This is a genomic window from Vibrio gazogenes, from assembly GCF_023920225.1.
GTDB classification, from domain to species: Bacteria; Pseudomonadota; Gammaproteobacteria; order Enterobacterales; family Vibrionaceae; genus Vibrio; species Vibrio gazogenes.
Map to the genome: position 1 here is coordinate 3,074,604 of NZ_CP092587.1, position 21,981 is coordinate 3,096,584.

General features: G+C 45.0%; 14 protein-coding genes, 3 tRNA genes, 3 rRNA genes and 1 pseudogene. 3 read left to right on the forward strand and 18 right to left on the reverse strand.

All coding sequences use genetic code 11. The features are described 5' to 3' along the window. Window positions 1-14: 14 nt before the first annotated feature. Complete coding sequence (locus MKS89_RS13745; RefSeq protein WP_072958008.1) at window positions 15-1,331, forward strand: cation:proton antiporter; 1,317 nt, start codon at window positions 15-17, stop codon at window positions 1,329-1,331. 70 nt (window positions 1,332-1,401) lie between these two features. Here MKS89_RS13745 and MKS89_RS13750 read toward each other — a convergent pair whose 3' ends face one another. The 14 genes from MKS89_RS13750 to dusA all read right to left on the reverse strand — a co-directional run bounded on the left by MKS89_RS13750 (window position 1,402) and on the right by dusA (window position 15,904). Beyond that, a complete protein-coding gene (locus MKS89_RS13750; protein WP_077316401.1) occupies window positions 1,402-2,343 on the reverse strand; it encodes a phospholipase A in 942 nt (313 codons plus the stop codon). Between the two features lie 176 nt (window positions 2,344-2,519). Next, window positions 2,520-3,546, reverse strand: a protein-coding gene (locus MKS89_RS13755; protein ID WP_252518332.1) for an IS630 family transposase whose coding sequence is annotated in 2 segments (ribosomal slippage) — window positions 2,520-3,095 and window positions 3,097-3,546 — 1,026 coding nt in all. Because the reading frame shifts where the segments join, the coding sequence is not laid out codon by codon here. 160 nt (window positions 3,547-3,706) lie between these two features. Then, window positions 3,707-3,783: transfer RNA gene (locus MKS89_RS13760), tRNA-Asp, on the reverse strand. A gap of 163 nt (window positions 3,784-3,946) precedes the next feature. Then, window positions 3,947-4,062: ribosomal RNA gene (gene rrf, locus MKS89_RS13765) — 5S ribosomal RNA — on the reverse strand. An 80-nt stretch (window positions 4,063-4,142) separates the two neighbouring features. Continuing rightward, window positions 4,143-7,032, reverse strand: a 23S ribosomal RNA gene (locus MKS89_RS13770). 298 nt (window positions 7,033-7,330) lie between these two features. Further along, window positions 7,331-7,406, reverse strand: a tRNA-Ala gene (locus tag MKS89_RS13775). A gap of 95 nt (window positions 7,407-7,501) precedes the next feature. Beyond that, window positions 7,502-7,578 (reverse strand) — tRNA-Ile (locus MKS89_RS13780). 62 nt (window positions 7,579-7,640) lie between these two features. Continuing rightward, window positions 7,641-9,182 (reverse strand): 16S ribosomal RNA (locus tag MKS89_RS13785). Together the 16S, 23S and 5S rRNA genes with 3 tRNA genes alongside form the textbook arrangement of a ribosomal RNA operon. 606 nt (window positions 9,183-9,788) lie before the next feature. Further along, on the reverse strand, window positions 9,789-10,565 hold the full coding sequence (locus MKS89_RS13790; protein ID WP_072963491.1) for a phosphoadenylyl-sulfate reductase: 777 nt from the start codon (window positions 10,563-10,565) through the stop codon (window positions 9,789-9,791). Then, window positions 10,558-12,291, reverse strand: a complete 1,734-nt coding sequence (gene cysI / locus MKS89_RS13795) for an assimilatory sulfite reductase (NADPH) hemoprotein subunit (protein ID WP_072963493.1) — start codon at window positions 12,289-12,291, stop codon at window positions 10,558-10,560. Before cysI ends, MKS89_RS13790 begins: the two co-directional genes overlap by 8 nt. Further along, entirely contained in the window at window positions 12,291-14,144 is a 1,854-nt protein-coding gene (locus MKS89_RS13800; RefSeq protein ID WP_106407003.1) for an assimilatory sulfite reductase (NADPH) flavoprotein subunit, read from the reverse strand. Before MKS89_RS13800 ends, cysI begins: the two co-directional genes overlap by 1 nt. 83 nt (window positions 14,145-14,227) lie before the next feature. Beyond that, window positions 14,228-14,464: a hypothetical protein gene (locus MKS89_RS13805; RefSeq protein WP_027694418.1), complete on the reverse strand. Its 237-nt coding sequence runs from the start codon at window positions 14,462-14,464 to the stop codon at window positions 14,228-14,230. Window positions 14,465-14,599: 135 nt separating this feature from the next. Then, window positions 14,600-14,800 carry an envelope stress response protein PspG gene (locus tag MKS89_RS13810; protein WP_072963498.1) on the reverse strand — a complete coding sequence of 67 codons (201 nt, stop codon included), beginning with the start codon at window positions 14,798-14,800 and terminating at the stop codon, window positions 14,600-14,602. Between the two features lie 156 nt (window positions 14,801-14,956). Further along, window positions 14,957-15,904 carry a tRNA dihydrouridine(20/20a) synthase DusA gene (gene dusA / locus MKS89_RS13815; RefSeq protein WP_373636455.1) on the reverse strand — a complete coding sequence of 316 codons (948 nt, stop codon included), beginning with the start codon at window positions 15,902-15,904 and terminating at the stop codon, window positions 14,957-14,959. A gap of 338 nt (window positions 15,905-16,242) precedes the next feature. Here dusA and MKS89_RS20990 point away from each other — a divergent pair, with 338 nt between their 5' ends. Together MKS89_RS20990 and MKS89_RS20995 are read left to right on the forward strand one after the other, a co-directional pair. Then, on the forward strand, window positions 16,243-16,518 hold the full coding sequence (locus MKS89_RS20990) for a hypothetical protein (RefSeq protein WP_306345686.1): 276 nt from the start codon (window positions 16,243-16,245) through the stop codon (window positions 16,516-16,518). A 41-nt stretch (window positions 16,519-16,559) separates the two neighbouring features. Beyond that, window positions 16,560-17,189, forward strand: a complete 630-nt coding sequence (locus tag MKS89_RS20995; protein ID WP_306345687.1) for a tyrosine-type recombinase/integrase — start codon at window positions 16,560-16,562, stop codon at window positions 17,187-17,189. 219 nt (window positions 17,190-17,408) lie between these two features. Here MKS89_RS20995 and MKS89_RS13825 read toward each other — a convergent pair whose 3' ends face one another. The 4 genes and pseudogenes from MKS89_RS13825 to MKS89_RS21045 form a co-directional block, all read right to left on the reverse strand. Beyond that, entirely contained in the window at window positions 17,409-18,311 is a 903-nt protein-coding gene (locus MKS89_RS13825) for an esterase/lipase family protein (protein WP_072963501.1), read from the reverse strand. Window positions 18,312-18,744: 433 nt separating this feature from the next. Then, window positions 18,745-20,091: pseudogene (rpsA, locus tag MKS89_RS13830) on the reverse strand (30S ribosomal protein S1); the annotation flags it as partial. Between the two features lie 468 nt (window positions 20,092-20,559). Beyond that, on the reverse strand, window positions 20,560-20,991 hold the full coding sequence (gene traN / locus MKS89_RS21040) for a conjugal transfer protein TraN (RefSeq protein ID WP_435303527.1): 432 nt from the start codon (window positions 20,989-20,991) through the stop codon (window positions 20,560-20,562). Then, complete coding sequence (locus MKS89_RS21045) at window positions 20,966-21,904, reverse strand: hypothetical protein (protein WP_435303528.1); 939 nt, start codon at window positions 21,902-21,904, stop codon at window positions 20,966-20,968. The genes traN and MKS89_RS21045 overlap by 26 nt, the downstream gene beginning before the upstream one ends. Window positions 21,905-21,981 lie beyond the last annotated feature (77 nt).

Genomic DNA, 21,981 nt, shown 5'->3' on the forward strand with positions numbered 1-21,981 from the left:
GTGAAGAGAAAAAAATGTCGGTCTACCATACACTATGCTTTCTTGCTGCTGCTGCAATGCTGATTGCTTTTTTAAACAGTAAAATAAGTAAGATGCAAACCACTATCGCGATTACTGCTGGTTCAATGATGCTATCTTTACTGATCTTAATTGCTGGTCAAAATAATTGGTTCCATTTGACCCAAATTGCAACAACGACCATGAGTAGTATCAACTTTGAAAACTTTCTTCTCAAAGGTATTTTAGGGTTTCTTCTTTTTGCCGGTGGTCTGGGCATCAAACTCCCTAACTTAAGGGATCAGAAGTGGGAGATCGCTATACTTGCTCTTGGTGCCACACTTTTCTCAACTTTCTTTATCGGTTTCTCTTTATATGGCATCTGTCAATTGATCGGGATTCAGTTTGATCTAGTGTACTGCCTACTATTTGGTGCGCTGATCTCTCCGACTGACCCGATAGCTGTTCTCGCCATTGTGAAAAAGCTGAATGCCCCCAAGAGAATATCAACGCAAATTGAAGGTGAGTCCTTATTTAACGATGGTTTCGGCTTAGTCATCTTCGTCACGATATTTACGATTGCTTTCGGTTCAGAGCCGCCAACGGTTATCAGTGTTTCCCAATTGTTTATGCAAGAAGCGATTGGCGGTATAGCATATGGCTTCGTTCTGGGAATGATCTTCCATTATCTTATCAGTGCGACTGATGACCATTCGATGGAGTTATTACTCACAATCGGTATTCCCACAGCCGGTTACGCATTTGCCGAAATTCTTCATGTATCAGGCCCGCTGGCAATGGTTGTCTCTGGAATTATGATTGGTAACTGGACGCGGTTTATCGGTTTTTCCAAAGAGAGTGAAGAACATTTGGATCATTTCTGGGAACTCGTTGATGAATTCCTCAATGGTGTGCTTTTCCTTTTAATCGGGATGTCGATGCTACTTTTCAGATTCCACGAAGAAGATTGGATCATGATGGCGATTGCTGTCCCATTGGTACTGCTAGCACGCTATTTAAGTGTTTACGTGTCATATATCGGATTCAAACGTTACCGCAAGTACAACCGATGGTCAGTGAAAATATTAACTTGGGGTGGACTTCGCGGTGGATTGGCGTTAGCAATGGCACTTTCTATTCCATCGGGTGTTCTTATCATTCCGGAAAAGCTTATTGATGTGAAAGAAATTATTCTGGTAATGACTTATGCTGTTGTTGTCTTCTCAATTCTGGTTCAGGGGTCAACCATTACACCAATGGTTGAGAAAGCCAAAAAAGTAGAACTCGATAAAGAAATAGAAGAAGCAGCTCAAGCTAAAGAAAATCAGGTTTAATAGATTCAAAAAAGATGGTTCACGAGCGTGAACCATCTTAAAAATAAAGTAGAGATCCCAATACAATTCATCACAACAAATCATTCAATGCAATACCAATTCCAATCCGCTGAGTATGGACATTATAATCAACCAAGCTTTCCCCATAACCATTAAAGTACTGCATATAAAATCTCAGATTATTAGCATCTTTTAATATTGGATAGCTCCAACTCAAACGTAATGCACCACGGTTATTTTTCTCCAAATTATCCCGGAGTAGTAAGGTAAAGCGATGTTGACCGACACCATACAGAGAGACAAATTCAAAGTTCCCCATATAATGTTGGATATCTGGATTATCATCTCCCGATGTATCCGTCGGAGAACTCTTGTCTCGCTCAGGAATCCGCCACCACGTTTTCAGACTCAAAGCTAGTGGGCCATTATCAAAAACCATTTGACCATAAATTCGGTTCCAACTTCTTGATAATGTTCCAGATTGACCATTGGACTGATGGTTAATCCCCAATAACCATAAAGAGTTGGTCAAATTACCGATCTTCCAGTCATTATCAAATTGCATAAAGAGTTCTGGCTCATGAACAATCTCACGAAATGGTGATGAACTTCCCCTATTGTAAACTTGCCACCAGGACTGATTTGTATAGGCGAAATAAAGATCTCCCGTATCACCAATTAAATGACTGGATATTGGCATCTTAAAACTAATCTGAAATTTTGCCTCATATTTATCCAGTGGTTTATGGTTAAATGTATCAACATCAGAATAAGGATCACTATTGGGATGTGGGTTATATGTAATAGGAAGTATGTAGTTTTCCTTATGGGGAATAATGACAAATTCTTTATTCTCTACTGACTTTTCTTCAGCAACCCTTTGCTCGATTAAAGACTCATCATTTATTCTCTCTTGATCTTTATTTTCCGCTGCTTGAAGGAGATGACAATAACCACAAAGCCCCAGAAAGATCAGAAGTAAATACTTAAAATAGCTATATATTCTTGTCATTAATCAATATCTCTTCATCCAAATCAGCAAATAAACTAACATCATTTAACAGTAAAACAATAGCGTAGGTAGCAATTGTATTCTCAAAAACAGAAGACGCCTCACACCTTGATGTTGTTATAAAGCTAACAAAAAAAACTGACATTACTGTCAGGGAATTATACCAATCGCACTAATTAATTGGTCAACATGGTCCAATCTCTAAAGCAGAGTGAAATGACTCTGCTTTTGTCTGCACAAAAACGATTCCAAGCACTACACAGCTTGTCGACAATATCGTCATAACATTCAAAACACCTATTGGCTATTTCGTTCTGACGTAACCAACTCCATACCTGCTCTATTGGATTCAGTTCCGGTGAATAGGACGGTATATGAATGATAGTCACGTTCTTGAATGAATCGGCAAGATAACTTTGATGCCAACTGGCTTGATCCATGATGACGACAGCATGTTTGTCCGTGGGTGTTGATTGAGAAATGAGCCTGAGTTGCTCTTTCATTGCTTCCATGTTGCTCATCGGCACAACAATAGCTTCAGTTTCTCCGGTATTAACGCACACCGCTCCAAAGAGGTACGCATACTCAAATTGCTGTTGTTGTACCGCTCTGGGGCGAGTCCCTTTTTCTGCCCATATTCGGGTGGTTGTGTTGCGCTGGCCAAATCTGGCTTCATCTTGAAACCAGATTTGAACATCTTTTAAAGCCACATGTCCTGGGATCTTAAGGATCGTTTCGATTTGGAATTTTTTTAAAAGCTTCTTGCGCTTCTACAGATTGCTTTGGGTGCTTTGAACGCGTTGTTATCCAAACTAAATCAAGCTTTCTCAATATTTTATAGATACCTGATAAGCTGTACGATAGGCCAAATTCCTCATGTATGAATTCAATAATATCTGTTCCCTGTAGTCTTCCACCTTCAGGCTTAATCGCATTGGAAGTTATGTACAGCTTTAACTGAGATAGCTGGTCTTCAGTCAGTCGTGGAGGACGGCCTGTATGCTGCTTTTCTACTAAGCCTTCAACACCGTTCTTCAAATAAGTCACCACCCAGTTATTGACACTGGTACGACTGACTTTTAAATATTTGGCGATCTGAGTGCGGCTTTTTCCATCCACGAAATGAGATATAGCAAGAAGTCTCGTACGCATCCTAGCATCAGATGTTTCACGAATAAGTTTTGGGAAGTCAGAGGTCATCATATCAGCTCCTATTGAAGTTGACATTAGATCATAAAATTAGTGCGATTGGTATAACCCACTGAACGACCGCGCCACTCGGACTATCGATGAAACAATAGGAATCGGTCTTTACGCCAAATACAAAAAAACCTTGGTATCACGACCAAGGTTTCAAAATAAGTGGCGGAGCGGACGGGACTCGAACCCGCGACCCCCGGCGTGACAGGCCGGTATTCTAACCAACTGAACTACCGCTCCACAAATAACTGCCTCTCAATAAAGTCTTACAATCTCATTGCTTTATTGAGACGTTTGTCGCTGTGCGATGAGAATTTTGAAGTGAGACGCGCAGTGTGCAAGTGCACATGAGCATCGCAGCTATCAAAAGCATCAAGCTTCAGTAGACAAACGATAAATTAAAGCCTGGCGATGTCCTACTCTCACATGGGGAGACCCCACACTACCATCGGCGCTGTTTCGTTTCACGACTGAGTTCGGCATGGAGTCAGGTGGGTCCAAAACGCTATCGTCGCCAAGCAAATTCTTTCAATTCGAAAAGCTGATTCTCTCTACACAATCAAGTCTCTTACTGAGCCCTAAAACCCCTTCGGTGTTGTATGGTTAAGTCTCACGGGCAATTAGTACAGGTTAGCTCAACGCCTCACAGCGCTTACACACCCTGCCTATCAACGTTCTAGTCTCGAACAACCCTTCAGGACGCTTTAAGCGCCAGGGAGAACTCATCTCAAGGCTCGCTTCCCGCTTAGATGCTTTCAGCGGTTATCGATTCCGAACTTAGCTACCGGGCAATGCGATTGGCATCACAACCCGAACACCAGAGGTTCGTCCACTCCGGTCCTCTCGTACTAGGAGCAGCCCCTTTCAATTCTCCAACGCCCACGGCAGATAGGGACCGAACTGTCTCACGACGTTCTAAACCCAGCTCGCGTACCACTTTAAATGGCGAACAGCCATACCCTTGGGACCGACTTCAGCCCCAGGATGTGATGAGCCGACATCGAGGTGCCAAACACCGCCGTCGATATGAACTCTTGGGCGGTATCAGCCTGTTATCCCCGGAGTACCTTTTATCCGTTGAGCGATGGCCCTTCCATTCAGAACCACCGGATCACTATGACCTGCTTTCGCACCTGCTCGAGCCGTCACTCTCGCAGTTAAGCGGGCTTATGCCATTGCACTAACCTCACGATGTCCAACCGTGATTAGCCCACCTTCGTGCTCCTCCGTTACTCTTTGGGAGGAGACCGCCCCAGTCAAACTACCCACCAGGCACTGTCCTCACCCCAGATAATGGGGCCAAGTTAGAACATCAAACATACAAGGGTGGTATTTCAAGGTCGGCTCCACAATCACTAGCGTGACTGCTTCAAAGCCTCCCACCTATCCTACACATGTAGGCTCAATGTTCAGTGCCAAGCTGTAGTAAAGGTTCACGGGGTCTTTCCGTCTAGCCGCGGGTACACTGCATCTTCACAGCGATTTCAATTTCACTGAGTCTCGGGTGGAGACAGCGTGGCCATCATTACGCCATTCGTGCAGGTCGGAACTTACCCGACAAGGAATTTCGCTACCTTAGGACCGTTATAGTTACGGCCGCCGTTTACCGGGGCTTCGATCAAGAGCTTCGACCGTAGTCTAACCCCATCAATTAACCTTCCGGCACCGGGCAGGCGTCACACCGTATACGTCATCTTACGATTTTGCACAGTGCTGTGTTTTTAATAAACAGTTGCAGCCACCTGGTATCTGCGACTCTCATCAGCTCCATCCGCAAGGGACTTCACCGTCAAGAGCGTACCTTCTCCCGAAGTTACGGTACCATTTTGCCTAGTTCCTTCACCCGAGTTCTCTCAAGCGCCTTGGTATTCTCTACCCGACCACCTGTGTCGGTTTGGGGTACGATTTCTTGTGAACTGAAGCTTAGAGGCTTTTCCCGGAAGCATGGCATCAATGACTTCACATCCGTAGATGCTCGACATCGTGTCTCAGCCTATTGTAGAGCCGGATTTGCCTAACTCTACAGCCTACGCACTTGAACCTGGACGACCGTCGCCAGGCCCACCTAGCCTTCTCCGTCCCCCCATCGCATTCACAACAAGTACGGGAATATTAACCCGTTTCCCATCGACTACGCTTTTCAGCCTCGCCTTAGGGGTCGACTTACCCTGCCCCGATTAACGTTGGACAGGAACCCTTGGTCTTCCGGCGGGGAGGTTTTTCACCCCCCTTGTCGTTACTCATGTCAGCATTCGCACTTCTGATACCTCCAGCATGCTTTACAACACACCTTCAACGGCTTACAGAACGCTCCCCTACCCAATGCGATAAATCGCATTGCCGCAGCTTCGGTTTACAGCTTAGCCCCGTTACATCTTCCGCGCAGGCCGACTCGACTAGTGAGCTATTACGCTTTCTTTAAATGATGGCTGCTTCTAAGCCAACATCCTAGCTGTCTGAGCCTTCCCACATCGTTTCCCACTTAGCTGTAATTTGGGACCTTAGCTGGCGGTCTGGGTTGTTTCCCTCTCCACGACGGACGTTAGCACCCGCCGTGTGTCTCCCGGATAGTACTTACTGGTATTCGGAGTTTGCAAAGGGTTGGTAAGTCGGGATGACCCCCTAGCCTTAACAGTGCTCTACCCCCAGTAGTATTCGTCCGAGGCGCTACCTAAATAGCTTTCGGGGAGAACCAGCTATCTCCGAGTTTGATTGGCCTTTCACCCCTAGCCACAAGTCATCCGCTAATTTTTCAACATTAGTCGGTTCGGTCCTCCAGTTGATGTTACTCAACCTTCAACCTGCCCATGGCTAGATCACTCGGTTTCGGGTCTATATCCAGAGACTAAACGCGCAGTTAACACTCGCTTTCGCTACGGCTCCCCTAATCGGTTAACCTTGCCACTGAATATAAGTCGCTGACCCATTATACAAAAGGTACGCAGTCACACCACGAAGGTGCTCCTACTGCTTGTACGTACACGGTTTCAGGTTCTATTTCACTCCCCTCACAGGGGTTCTTTTCGCCTTTCCCTCACGGTACTGGTTCACTATCGGTCAGTCAGGAGTATTTAGCCTTGGAGGATGGTCCCCCCATCTTCAGACAGGATATCACGTGTCCCGCCTTACTCGTTTTCACTTAAACAACGCCGTCGGTTACGGGGCTATCACCCTCTATCGCGTGCCTTTCCAGACACTTCACCTAACGCTGTAAAAGCTTAAGGGCTACTCCGATTTCGCTCGCCGCTACTGTCGGAATCTCGGTTGATTTCTTTTCCTCGGGGTACTTAGATGTTTCAGTTCTCCCGGTTCGCCTCATCAGGCTATGTATTCACCTGATGATACATGCTGCTGCATGTGGGTTTCCCCATTCGGAAATCGTAGATTCAAGTGGCTCTTACTGCCTCATCTACGCTTATCGCAAGTTAGTACGTCCTTCATCGCCTCTGACTGCCAAGGCATCCACCGTGTACGCTTAGTCACTTAACCATACAACCCGAAGAAGTTTCGAGCTGCATATCAGTAACCTAGGTGTCTCTCATTATTTTACATGAGCGAGAGACTGGTTTTGCCGGACTCAATTGAATAGACACTAAATTGTGTCATTCCAAGAACACTTGATTGTGTTGGTCTTTCTCTTTCGAGAAAGTATTGAGAACTTTTACAAATAATCGTCTGTTTCCAAAGAAACACACATTATTTTGTCAGCTTTCCAAATTGTTAAAGAGCAAAGATTTTGTATATTACAAAACCATTTTTAAAGATTCTGTCTAAAAACCCTTAAAGATGGTGGAGCTATGCGGGATCGAACCGCAGACCTCCTGCGTGCAAGGCAGGCGCTCTCCCAGCTGAGCTATAGCCCCATCTTTAGAGATAAATCATTGAAGAGCAAGGCAGTTTTCGAGGACGTGTATCGTTTATACACGACGAGGAAACTAACGCCGCTATTCGAAGATTTTGGTGGGTCTGAGTGGACTTGAACCACCGACCTCTCGCTTATCAGGCGAACGCTCTAACCACCTGAGCTACAGACCCAAACTCTCTTTGCTTATAAACCAAATCAATCTGTGTGGACACTCATCCAAAATATCTCTTCGTAAGGAGGTGATCCAGCGCCAGGTTCCCCTAGCGCTACCTTGTTACGACTTCACCCCAGTCATGAACCACAAAGTGGCAAGCGTCCTCCCGAAGGTTAAACTACCTGCTTCTTTTGCAGCCCACTCCCATGGTGTGACGGGCGGTGTGTACAAGGCCCGGGAACGTATTCACCGTGGCATTCTGATCCACGATTACTAGCGATTCCGACTTCATGGAGTCGAGTTGCAGACTCCAATCCGGACTACGACGTACTTTTTGGGATTCGCTCACTTTCGCAAGTTGGCAACCCTCTGTATACGCCATTGTAGCACGTGTGTAGCCCTACTCGTAAGGGCCATGATGACTTGACGTCGTCCCCACCTTCCTCCGGTTTATCACCGGCAGTCTCCCTGAAGTTCCCACCCGAAGTGCTGGCAATCAAGGATAAGGGTTGCGCTCGTTGCGGGACTTAACCCAACATTTCACAACACGAGCTGACGACAGCCATGCAGCACCTGTCTCTCAGTTCCCGAAGGCACAAGACTGTCTCCAGTCTCTTCTGAGGATGTCAAGAGTAGGTAAGGTTCTTCGCGTTGCATCGAATTAAACCACATGCTCCACCGCTTGTGCGGGCCCCCGTCAATTCATTTGAGTTTTAATCTTGCGACCGTACTCCCCAGGCGGTCTACTTAACGCGTTAGCTCCGAAAGCCACGGCTCAAGGCCACAACCTCCAAGTAGACATCGTTTACGGCGTGGACTACCAGGGTATCTAATCCTGTTTGCTCCCCACGCTTTCGCATCTGAGTGTCAGTATCTGTCCAGGGGGCCGCCTTCGCCACCGGTATTCCTTCAGATCTCTACGCATTTCACCGCTACACCTGAAATTCTACCCCCCTCTACAGTACTCTAGCCTCCCAGTTTCAAATGCAACTCCGGGGTTAAGCCCCGGGCTTTCACATCTGACTTAAAAAACCACCTGCATGCGCTTTACGCCCAGTAATTCCGATTAACGCTCGCACCCTCCGTATTACCGCGGCTGCTGGCACGGAGTTAGCCGGTGCTTCTTCTGCAGCTAACGTCAAAATATAACTCTATTAAAGCTATATCCTTCCTCACTGCTGAAAGTACTTTACAACCCGAAGGCCTTCTTCATACACGCGGCATGGCTGCATCAGGCTTGCGCCCATTGTGCAATATTCCCCACTGCTGCCTCCCGTAGGAGTCTGGACCGTGTCTCAGTTCCAGTGTGGCTGATCATCCTCTCAGACCAGCTAGAGATCGTCGCCTTGGTGAGCCTTTACCTCACCAACTAGCTAATCCCACCTGGGCATATCCCGACGCGAGAGGCCCGAAGGTCCCCCTCTTTGGTCCGTAGACGTTATGCGGTATTAGCCATCGTTTCCAATGGTTATCCCCCACATCAGGGCAATTTCCCAGGCTTTACTCACCCGTCCGCCGCTCGTCAGCAAAGAAGCAAGCTTCTTTCTGTTACCGCTCGACTTGCATGTGTTAGGCCTGCCGCCAGCGTTCAATCTGAGCCATGATCAAACTCTTCAATTAAAGTTTTTGTGACACCGAAGTGTCGGCTCAATGAATACTGCTTTTCGTCTCCGCTTTTTAAAAAAGCAGAAGCAAAAAGTCACATTACATACGTAATGCTGAATTGACTGTGCTCTTGTCAGATAACAGTAAACTGCTTTCCAACTTGATATTGGTCACTCGGTTCATTGATAAAATCTTATTGGATATTTATCGACGAGTGCCCACACAGATTGATTGGTCTATATTGTTAAAGAGCAACTCTTCAGAACATTTACCGTTTGAAGAGGCGGCTATTCTAGCGAGATAAATCTTGGTGTCAAACACTTTTTTCAGATTGTATCCACATTCTTTATAACCTTGTTGACGTTGCTCAAATTCCGTAGAAGCCTTGCCTGTCAACGAGTGCGCATTATAGAGATCCAGTTCACATCCGCAAGTCTTTTTTTCCAAAAAATGTAAAAATAACAGTTAATCGATGAATAAACCTCCAATGGCTTGTTTATACCAATTTACTCAAAGATAAGTCACAAGTTATCCACAGAATTATCCTTTTTGACATGGATGGGATATAAAAAGAGAGATATAAAAAAAGCTGCAATCGCAGCTTTTTTTATTCAGTGAAGGTTAAATACCTGAGCCATGAGATTCACCATCATCTTCATGAAGCCCACATTCTCTTTTCAAACCAAAGAAGCGTGTTTCTTCTTCTGACATACCGGGCTCCCATTTTTGAGTGGTATGCACGTCACCGACAGAGAGATAACCTTCATCCCATAGCGGATGATAAGGCAAGTCATATTCTTTCAGATAATAATGAACATCTTTATTCGTCCAATCGATCACTGGCAAGAATTTAAAAACACCATTCTGGATCGCAAGCACCGGTAGATGAGCACGAGATTTCGACTGCTCACGACGCAGTCCAGAGAACCAAGTACCAACTTCCAGCTCTTTCAGTGCTCTTCTCATCGGTTCAACTTTATTGAGTCGGTTGTATTTCTCAATCCCCTCAACGTCCTGTTCCCACAACTTGCCGTAACGAGCTTCCTGCCAAGCAGGTGTAAGCGCCGCACGATATATTTTCAGATTGAGGTTCAACCTTTCCGTCAACAAGTCAATAAACTGATATGTTTCAGGAAACATATATCCTGTATCAGTCAGGATCACCGGAACATCATTTTTAACTTGAGAAACCAGATGTAACATCAATGCAGCTTGAATACCAAAACTAGAAGAGACTGCAAATGTTCCCTGTAAGTTCTCAAATGCCCAAATGATCCTTTCTTGAGCTGACAAACTTTCCAGATACCCGTTCAATTCAGCCAAGTGCAGCGACTGCTCCACTTTTGTCATACTGAGTAACTCAGCAAGCTGGGGCTGATATAACATATTATCAGGCATAGAAATCCCTCTTTGAGATGACGACTTCGTCAATGATTCCACTTCGAATCACGAAGTCACCAAAATATTCACCGTCATTACGCTCTGTCGCCCAACGTCCTACTAATTGGTCGAGCTCTGCTAATATCTGTCGTTCTGTAATATTTTCTTTGTACATTTTCGGGATGCGCGTACCTGCGCGATTTCCACCAAGATGCAGGTTATAACGCCCCGGCGCTTTTCCGACGAGTCCAACTTCCGCGAGCATGGCTCGGCCACATCCATTGGGACAGCCGGTGACGCGCAAAATGATATTCTCATCTTCTCCTAACTGATGTTTTTCCAGAATACCTTCAACATCGGTGACAAATTCAGGTAAGAAACGTTCAGCCTCAGCCATGGCTAACGGGCATGTTGGGAATGCAACACACGCCATTGAATTCTTGCGTTGTTCACTCACACCGTCATCCATCAAACCATGCGCTTTGGCAATTAATTCAATCTGCTCTTTTTGCTCAGCGGTAACCCCAGCGACAATCAGATTTTGATTGGCGGTCATCCGGAAGTCTCCCTGATGGATTTTCGCGATTTCAGCAACACCTGTCTTTAATGGCTTACCCGGATAATCCAGTAGCCGCCCATTTTCAATAAAGAGGGTCAGATGGAATTTGCCATCAATCCCTTCTACCCATCCGATACGATCACCACGACTGGTGAACTCGTAAGGTCGGCTTTCTGCAAAATGGGTACCGGCCCTTTTTTCAACTTCAGCCTTAAATACGTCGATACCAACGCGATCTAATGTGTACTTAGTCTTCGCGTTCTTACGGTTAGAACGGTTTCCCCAATCTCTCTGTGTCGAGACAACCGCGGCAGCAACATCGAGTGTCTTTTCCAGCGGGATGAAGCCAAAATCATCTGCACGACGAGGATAGGTTGAAGTATCACCATGCGTCATCGCTAAACCGCCACCCACCAGCACATTGAATCCAATCAACTTGCCAGCTTCAGCAATCGCCACAAAATTTAAATCATTCGCGTGCACATCAATGTCATTATGCGGTGGAATCACAACGGTTGTTTTAAACTTCCGGGGTAAATAGTTACTTCCCAGAATCGGTTCTTCATCCGTTGTTTCCAGTTTTTCGCCATCCAGCCATATTTCAGCATAAGCCCGGGTTTTCGGCAGTAAATGCTCACTTATTTTCTTCGCCCATTCATAAGCTTCTTGATGAAGTTCTGATTCAACCGAGTTCGATGTACACAGCACGTTACGGTTTACATCACCGGCAGTAGCAATCGAATCAATCCCGGTTTTATTGAGCATCTGATGCATCATTTTAATTTGAGGCTTCAGCACACCATGAAACTGAAAGGTTTGCCGGGTCGTCAGACGGATACTGCCATATAGCGTATGTTCCGTTGCAAACTGGTCGATCGCGAGCCATTGTTGAGGCTGAATAATGCCACCGGGCATCCGAGCACGAAGCATCACATTATGCATCGGTTCCAGCTTCTGTTTTGTCCGCTCAGCCCGAATATCACGATCATCCTGCTGATACATCCCGTGAAACCGGATCAACTGAAAGTTATCTGCCGTAAATCCACCGGTAAGCGGATCCTGAAGATCTTGCGTGATCGTGCCACGTAAAAAATTACTCTCTCTCTTCAGGCGCTCGTTATCAGACAATGGCCCCAGCACTTGTCCCAATACTTCTTGGTCTTTGGTTTCTTGATTCGCACTCATTAGTAGACATCCCTTTGATAACGTTTCGCTTTACGGAGTTCGTTGACATATTCTTCAGCTTGTTCCCGACCCAAACCGCCTTGCTGTTCGGCAATCGTAATCAAGGCTTCGTGAACATCTTTTGCCATATGGGTTGCATCACCACAGACATAGAGATAGGCCCCACTCTGTAACCATTCCCAAATCTGCTCGGCTTTTTCCAGCAAGCGATGCTGAACGTAAACTTTTTCGGCCTGATCGCGGCTAAACGCAACATCCATCTGAGTGAGAGCACCTGACTTCAGATATTTCTGCCATTCAACCTGATAGAGAAAATCTTGCGTGAATGTCCGGTCACCGAAGAACAACCAACTTTTCCCTGAAGCGCCACGGTTATCTCTTTCCTGAATAAAGCTTCTAAATGGCGCAATCCCCGTTCCCGGCCCCACCATGATGATTGCAGTATCATCATCCTGAGGAAGTTTGAAGTTATTATTATGCTCAATGAAAACTTTGATGTTGTCGCCTTCTTCAAGACGATGCGTCAAAAATCCGGAGGCGCCTCCCTGACGGGCTTCACCATTTTGGTCATATTCAACCACCCCAACCGTCAGATGAACTTCTTCATCGACTTCACTTTGACTGGATGCGATGGAATAGAGACGAGGGGTCAAACGGCGTAGTAGTCCTACTAATTCATCTGCCGATAACTGCACAGCGGCTTGTTTTAACACGTCAATAATCTGTGTATGCGCGGAATACTCACGCAGTTTATCTTTATCTTCGACAAGCTCTTTCAAGAATGTCGATTCAGATAACGCCGCCACCCGAGTAATCAACTGAGGATTGGATGAGGTAATTTCGAACTGGCGAATTAAAGCACTGTGAACCGAAATACTTTCACCATCAACTTCGACACTCTCCACGCCAGATAATCCGACACAGCTCAAAATCTGGCTGGATAAGTCAGCATCATTTTCATACCAAACCCCTAATGCATCGCCCGGTTGATAAGTAATTCCTGATCCTTCAAGGTCAATTTCAACATGGCGAACATCTTTACCCGAATCGCGGCCGGTAATTTTCTGATTGGTCAGCAACGTCGCAGTATAAGGTTTCAGCTTGGTATATTCGGCCGTAGCACCGCCTGCGGAATGAATCGGTAGCGGCACAACCTCACCCTGTCCTTCCGACATCGATTCTTTAAGAATCCCCAGCGCTTGTTGACGCCACTCTGCTGCCGGAGCGTCATAGTCCACGTCACAGTCAACCCGTTCCAAAAACGGTTTTGCACCCAATTTAGCGAGGAAAGCATCAAAATCTTTACCCGTCTGGCAGAAGAACTCATAGCTTGAGTCACCCAGACCAATCACACCATACTGTAGATTCGGTAGTTTCGGCGCTTTTTTGGACTGTAAGAATTCATGCAGCTCAAGAGCATTATCAGGCGCTTCACCTTCACCGTTGGTTGAAGCCACGATGACAACATGGGTTTCCTTGGCAAGATCTTTACCTTTGTAATCACTGGCATCAAAAATCTGTACCGGCAGCCCCTGTGCTTGTGCCTCATGTTCCAGTGCTTCGGCAACCCCTTTTGCATTCCCGGTTTGGGAAGCATAAATAATAGTGAGTTTATCGGCAGGTTTTGCGGCAGCAAGCGGAGACATCGTCGCCGCACCGGCAACCTCACCAGTCTGAGACTGACTCAATCCCCAGAAATATCCGCTGACCCAAGCTAATTGCTGCGGCGACAGTTGTGAAACACTGTGTTGCAACTGATTAAGTTGCGTATCGTTGAGTGGACTAGAAAATAAACCACTCTGGTTAGAAATATTATTGTTAGCTGAAGACATCGTCACGACTTCCCTATTCATTGCATGACGATAGAGTAACCAAGCTCACTAATAACAAGAAAGAATAGATGAGAATGTTTTATAACTTTTGGGAGTAAGAAAGACTATAACTCAAGAGATTCGATTCGGACTTGTTTAAAACCGACATCCATTGCGGATTTAGAAGCCATATCTAAATTGGTGTAATGGCACTCTTCGCCATCGTCATCGGTTAACAGAATAAAAGGTCCGTGCGCGTGTCTGAACTCAACAATCCACATACCATTGTCAGAAAAAGGCTCGACAATCGCTTCCACCAAAAGGTTTTCCCGATACAGGGCCCTCAGTTCTTCAAGCGTCATCTCTTGTTCCTCCATGCTGATCACCAACACGCTTATTTCATCATGGAAGATGATGGACGAAAAGTTAAGCTTTTACCGATAAATATATAAAAATAAAATATAAAAATATTAATTAATAACTAAAGGAAATAGCAACTATGCATATTTCTTAAATAACCAAATACCAAGCACAATCACGAGTAACCAAGGCAGCATCTTAATCAACATGGCGAACATACCAAATGCCAAGACAAACAAGAATGACAAGCCAATCGACAACATAATCCCAAACAGCGTCACACCTGTAAAAAATAGCACGCCTGCAAAGATCAACAAATACAGCAGTTCAACCATCATTATTTTCCTTTATTTTCCCAGCTTTATTTTCTATGAATAAGCAGAAATCAGGCCAACTCAACACAACCTGAACCCACTGATTTTCCGAGCCTCAGAATAACCTTATGCCAAATCAATCGCTGACAATTGGTCAATCTAACGAATCTCAGGTCAAATTTACACATTTAAAGATTCAGGGATTTTCAACAGTGCTGTTTGAATCACTTCGATTCCCGCGCCTTTTTTATGCGCATTCTCACTAATGTAACGACGCCATTGTCGGGCTCCGGGCATATTCTGAAACAACCCGATCATATGACGAGAGATGTGCCCAAGATACGCACCTTTCGATAATTGCGATTCAATATACGGATACATTTCCTCGACAACCTGTGAGCGCTTTTTCACGGGCGTCTCTAGCCCAAAGATCTGCTGATCGACTTCCGCCAGTAAATATGGATTCTGATATGCTTCACGACCAACCATCACGCCATCAAGTTGCTCCAGATGGGCTTTGGTTTCTTCGAGGCTTTTGATACCGCCATTCACGGCAATCTGCAAATGGGGAAAATCCCGTTTCAGCTGATAAGCTCTGGGATAATCTAACGGTGGGATCTCCCGGTTCTCTTTCGGGCTCAGGCCATTCAACCAGGCTTTACGCGCATGGATGGTAAACTGTTCACAGCCACCTTGTTCAGCCACGATCGTTATGAAATCCGTCAGAAATTGATAACAATCCTGCTCATCAATCCCGATTCTTGTTTTCACCGTCACCGGAATATCGACTTCAGCTTTCATCGCAGCGACACACTCGGCAACCAACTGAGGCTCAGCCATCAAACACGCACCAAACCGGCCATTCTGAACTCGGTCAGACGGACAACCAACGTTGAGATTGATTTCATCATAGCCACGTTCAGCAGCCAATTTAGCACACGTTGCCAGATCCTGTGGATTCGAGCCACCGAGCTGAAGTGCAACCGGATGTTCCTCATCATTGTAAGCGAGAAAATCACCTTTTCCATGAATGATCGCCCCGGTCGTTACCATCTCGGTATACAACAGCGCCTGCGAAGTCAGCAATCGATGGAAATAGCGGCAATGACGGTCCGTCCAATCAAGCATGGGAGCTACACTGAATCGACGACTGAACGACACATCAATATCACTAGATAATCGGCTGTCTTGCAAAGATTTATCTATATTTTGTTTCTGGCTCATTCTTTACTAATCTCAACTATTTTTACTATTACGTGCCCCATATGTGTCCCTTAAAATATGGGACACGTAATTCAAATTCCCTGATTTTAAAATAATGGCCAGCTTTACGATAGAAAAACGCAAAACCAGTAAAGTCATCATTCGCTTCCGTTGCACGGTTTAAAAAAGGAAGTGACGTAGTATACCGTGAATCCTGTACTTTCGGGAAACGATCCGATGCAAAAGAATGGGACACGCTATTGGTGTCCAAGCTCAATACGCATGGTTTACCGGGAAGGACTGAAAAACCGACCATCAAGGAATTGATCCTGCTTTATCTGAATGACTCTCTGACCGCAGAGAAAGTTGGCCGCTCGAAACAGTACGGGTTGAATATGCTGGTTGATACTGATCTTGCCAAAATCAGGGCAGATAAACTCACCGTCTCCGATTTAGTCGCCTACTGTAAAGATCGCAAATCTTCCGGCGTGAAATCGCAAACCATTGGCGGTGATATTCCTATCTCCGCAGTGTGTTGAAATCCGCCCGACCTATCTTCAACATTGACGTGGATGACTCGGTGGTTCGTGACGCTTACTACACGCTTTATCAGTTGAACCTGATTGCCAAGTCAGAACGCCGCAGCCGACGGCCAATCGGCGATGAGCTGGATCGTATCAGATCTGAACTGTTGAACCGACAGGAGCACCGTTCCGCACATATCCCTTATCTCGATATTCTGGAATTTTCGATTCTGAGTTGTATGCGTATTGGCGAAGTATGCAAAATTCTATGGGAAGATGTGGATGGAAAAAGTAAGGCCGTGAAAGTCCGGGATCGAAAAGACCCGCGTAAGAAGGAAGGCAATCATATGTGGGTGCTATTGCTTGGTGATGCCTGGGAAATTCTGCAACGCCAGCCAAAAACAGCAGCATGCATTTTCCCTTACAATAGCAAAAGCGTTTCTGCCGGTTTCCAACGTGTCCGGAGTAAACTCGGCATCCATGATCTGAAATACCACGACCTGCGCCGCGAAGGAGCCAGCCGCCTGTTTGAACAAGGCTTTTCAATTGAAGAAATCGCCCAGGTTACCGGCCATCGTAACCTCAATACGTTATGGCTGATTTATACCGAGCTTTATCCGAACCGGGTACATGAGAAGTTTAATTTGCTTCAGCGGCAGAGGGGTATGGATGTAGAGAGAGGGTGATCTAATTCTATCAAACCTCTGGACAAAAGTCTGTCAGCGGCTTTCCTAAATTAGCGATTCATGAATAACTACTGGTATGGGAAGTTGCTTGATTCGGTTCCCCGTTTTGATAGTACAGATCAGAAACGGTGGAGGTGTTCATCCTTCCAGTGTTAATAGAGATTCATTCAACTAAATAACATAAAACATACCCAACGTTACAGTTAACCAGCAATATTATCAGCCATCAGAACTGGGTATATTTTTAAGCCATGCAACAATATTTAGACCTACTACTTGACTATTTACGAGGTGGCTATGATTAACATATTTATAATCAGAGTAATTATTTTGGTGCAGGCTCAATGGGTGAGGTTCAAATTTTGAGTTTGAAAATGGGGTTGAACTATCTTCTAAAACCAATCCATCATTTTCACTTTTGAGCTGATCTTGAATGTACTTGTTTGCTGCATAGTTTAAAATTGGGTTACTGCCAACTTCTAAATATCGACGTCCTCCTGAAATACTAAGAATTGGTAATTCCTTCAACTCGTCGGCTTTTAGCTCTAAAGAGTCAAGTAAGCCAATGTTATTGTAGTTATCTACCCCCATTAACTCTTTAGCTGAACAACCATCAGGCCTATAACTTGTTGGTTTTCCACATAAATACTCCCCTGCATTTATCAAGTGTTGCAGTACTTTAGCATCGGTTAATGTTCCTTGATGAGGGGTTCCTATCGTTACTAACGAAGACACAAAACACTTAGCTGCCGTCAATAAATACAAGCTTTTTCCGACAAGCCCTCCCATGCTATGACATATAAGACTAATTTTGTTACGTTCTAGATCGCCATCTGTAAGCTCATTAAGTAGAACTAATCTTTCAGCCAAACTCTCAGCAGCCCGTAAAACCCCATTAAGTGAATAGTAATTGTAAATGAGGACGTTGTAACCATACTCTACTAATTCGGTTGCTAAAGACTCGAGGTAATCTCCATGCGCAGTGAACCCGTGAATGAGAATTACGGTTTTATCAACTTTAAAGTCAGAAGGCTTGGCTCGTACCTTATCATCGAACCGAATTAACTCATCACCTTGTCGGGCATAATCGGTTATAGAGTGACGGTTATCATTTTTACTCATTTATTACCCCAAAAATGGCTACTAAACAATCAAACTTCGAAACTATTATTTTGTCAGCATTAATATTCAATCCATGGCTTTGAATTTTGTTTGCATCAACATCACTAACTGCACTGGAATCAAGTGGATCTAAAAGACTCATATTATTAGTAAAAATTTCAATGCTATTATTTTCTTTTCTGAGCTTAAAACCATAAGAGCGAATTGTCTTACTTGTACTGTAACCAGCTAGGATACTTAACTTAACGTCTTCACCAAGCCGTGGCTCGACCGAAAGTTTTACAGAGAACTCTTTATTTAAGAAGTCGGTTAAAGACTGTAGTGTATACTTTTCATTACAAACAATTTTTGCTTTACAAATGTTGGTAGCGATAGAGGTTTCTATCGGTTTCAAAAAGGAGAACTCAGACGAGTCGGATAAAGATGCTAGATATTCTTCTTCAATATAAACGCCTCTATTTCGCGATGCTTTTATCTCCTGATTAATACCTAAAGAAATACGTTCACGATCTGCATCAATTGATAGAATAAAAGTTGAGATCTCGTCACCTTTGTTGTACTCGGGAATAGCTCCTTCGCTAGTTGCGTCGCAAGAAATGTCAGATAGGTGTACTAGACCCTCGATGCCACCTTCTAGACCGATCAACATGCCATAGTCAGTGATAGACTTGATCATACCAGTAACTTTGTCGCCCTTGACATGCGTTTTTGCAAATGATTCCCATGGATTAGTTTTACACTGTTTCAGACCTAGAGAGATACGACGACGTTCTTCGTCGATTTCAAGAACCATAACCTCAACTTCGTCGCCAACATTAACGACTTTAGATGGTTGAATGTTCTTGTTAGTCCAATCCATTTCTGACACGTGTACTAGACCTTCAACACCTTCTTCGATTTCAACGAAGCAGCCGTAGTCAATTAGGTTAGTTACGCTACCAGTTAGCTTGTGACCTTCTGGGTAACGCTTAGCGATTGCTACCCATGGATCTTCGCCTAGTTGCTTAAGACCTAGTGATACGCGAGTACGCTCACGATTAAAGTTAAGAACTTTAACTAGGATTTCGTCGCCAACGTTAACGATTTCTGATGGGTGCTTAACGCGTTTCCATGCCATATCTGTGATATGTAGAAGACCGTCAACACCACTAAGGTCAACGACTGCACCGTAATCAGTAAGGTTCTTAACGATAACTTTAACTTCAGCACCTTCTCGGAGAGTTTCAAGAAGTTCTTCACGCTCAACGCTGCTTTCTGATTCGATAACAGAACGACGAGAAACAACTACGTTGTTTCGTTTCTGGTCTAGCTTGATAACTTTGAACTCTAGCTCTTTGTTTTCTAGGTGAGCAGTGTCGCGGATAGAACGTACGTCTACCAGAGAAGCTGGAAGGTATGCACGGATACCGTTTATTAGTCCAACAGTGAAACCGCCTTTAACTTTACCGTTGATGATACCAACAACAGTTTCACCTTCTTCGTAAGCTTTCCCAAGAACGATCCAAGCTTCGTGACGCTTCGCTTTCTCACGAGAAAGTTGAGTTTCACCGAAACCGTCTTCAACAGCGTCTAGAGCAACATCTACTTCAGAACCAACTTCAACTTCAAGTTCGCCAGCAGCGTTCTTGAATTGTTCAGCAGGGATAGCAGATTCAGACTTAAGGCCAATATCTACAAGAACGAAACCGTTCTCGATAGCTACTACAGTACCTTTGACGATAATGTTACTTTGGAGGGACGTGCCTTGAATAGGCCGATCTAGTAGATCTAAATATCTAATGCTTTTTATAGTAGGCAAAATATAGTACCTCGTAACAATGACGGCTTGAGAGTAGTGATAAGCATAGGCTTGTAGGGTAACTAGTTACAACCCTTTAATAAAGCAATGTGAATCAAGTAGGATATCAGGCCTGATGTCACTCCACATTGCATTGATTAGAAAAAGTAGGCCAAGTCTTTATCTTTAAAAGATTACGAATAAATGCTTTAGCTTGTAATGGGGCAGAAGCTTGTCAGCAATTGTCCGTTTCAATAACCGGATTTGAACTCGACAGGTTCCAAGAATATACTACAGATGCTTGCTATGAGAAACGCGGCTTCGGCTCCACTCGTAGACAGATGAATTCAAATAGCCCTGTTCTCTTCCGCTCATAGAGTATTGACCGCAGGTAGCGCGTGATAGAGCCATTCCAGTGGCTCTTATCGTTTTCGCTTGTTGTGAATCTGTATATTGAGGACGAGATACACATCACTCCCCCTTCCAATCCGGAAAAACCTGCTGCGCCGCCTCTCTGCGTTTAGCATCAACATCAATTCCATTCAGGCGATTCAACGTTCTTTCCTCTGTATTCAGACGACCGCCATCGATATTGAAATCACTGCCGGAGCCGGTGAGTGATTCCAGATTGACAGAACTTGGATCTGGGAACTTACCGTTTTGTTGCAGAATCCCCAACCATTCGTCCAGGTTCACTTTGCTCCAGTCGATCTCGGCAATTTTATCCAGCGGGATACCGCCGCACTGCGGGTTCTTCGGAGAACCAAATGACATGCCCAGCTGCGGGCGAACTTGCTCCTGAACGATGCGGGACAACGGAGAGTTGAAACAACAGTAAGCTTCCCGCTTTTCAATACAGGCTCCGAGCACTTTTGACTTACAGTAAGAACCAACAAAAGTCATAGCTCCCTTTCACGCTGACTTTTTTGCATAACGGGGGAATATTGTTGATCGGAGAAGGGGATAGTTGAGATCCACAGATCCGGACGCCATTCACAACCGTACATCCGGAAGCATCGGTTGAATTGTCGATACACGATACATTTCCTTCAGCAAAGCCGTCTTTCAGTCCATCAATCACCGTATTGGCAGCACTGATACAAGTTTGGGGAGACCACTCATCTTTGGTAATCGCTTTGGCAGGATCATAATGAATACGAATGCGGCCAAACCCTTCTCCATTCCCGGAAACGGACACCCGGATTTTAAAGGTGACGACATCTCCAGGATTCACGTTTTTAAAATACTGCGTCACATCGGTATTTGGATTGCGTTCCCAACTGGTACTCAGTTCGCATCGACCATCCGTTTCGGGCGGAAAGTTGCCGTTCGGGCCTTGCCAAACTTTTTTCTCCTGTCCGGACTTTCCAACCCAGACCTGCATATAGTCATCCCACTTGGCATACTCTAAGGTAGCCGAGACAATCGCGGCAGGGTTCGTGACCTGCACCCGGGTGTATTGTTCGTAAATCTTGCAGTACCCTCCCCAGTAATTATCACCCACTTTGCCAATCCAAAGTTCCGCACAACCTGTCCCACATGATTTGAGGTTATACGGACCATCGTAGTGTTTAATCACTGATGCATCGTAGCGATGAGTAATTTCACAATCTGCACTTTGATCTTCGACTCGCTGACAGTGTTGATAGTCAGGGACATGTGTTTGTATCATTGATTTTTTAACCGTGGTCTCAGCAGAACAATCGCCAAATCCGGAGGAAATCACATCAATGTTGTCATCGGTATTTTTACTGAGGTTAAGCACTGGATCATTACTGAAGTCTGGACGAGAGCGGTTCGTAGCATCGAGAAGCACTTTATACGCTGTAATTGATATATTGCTGACCGCTTTAAAAACGCACTAGGGCGGCAGTTGATCAACTGCCGCCCTAA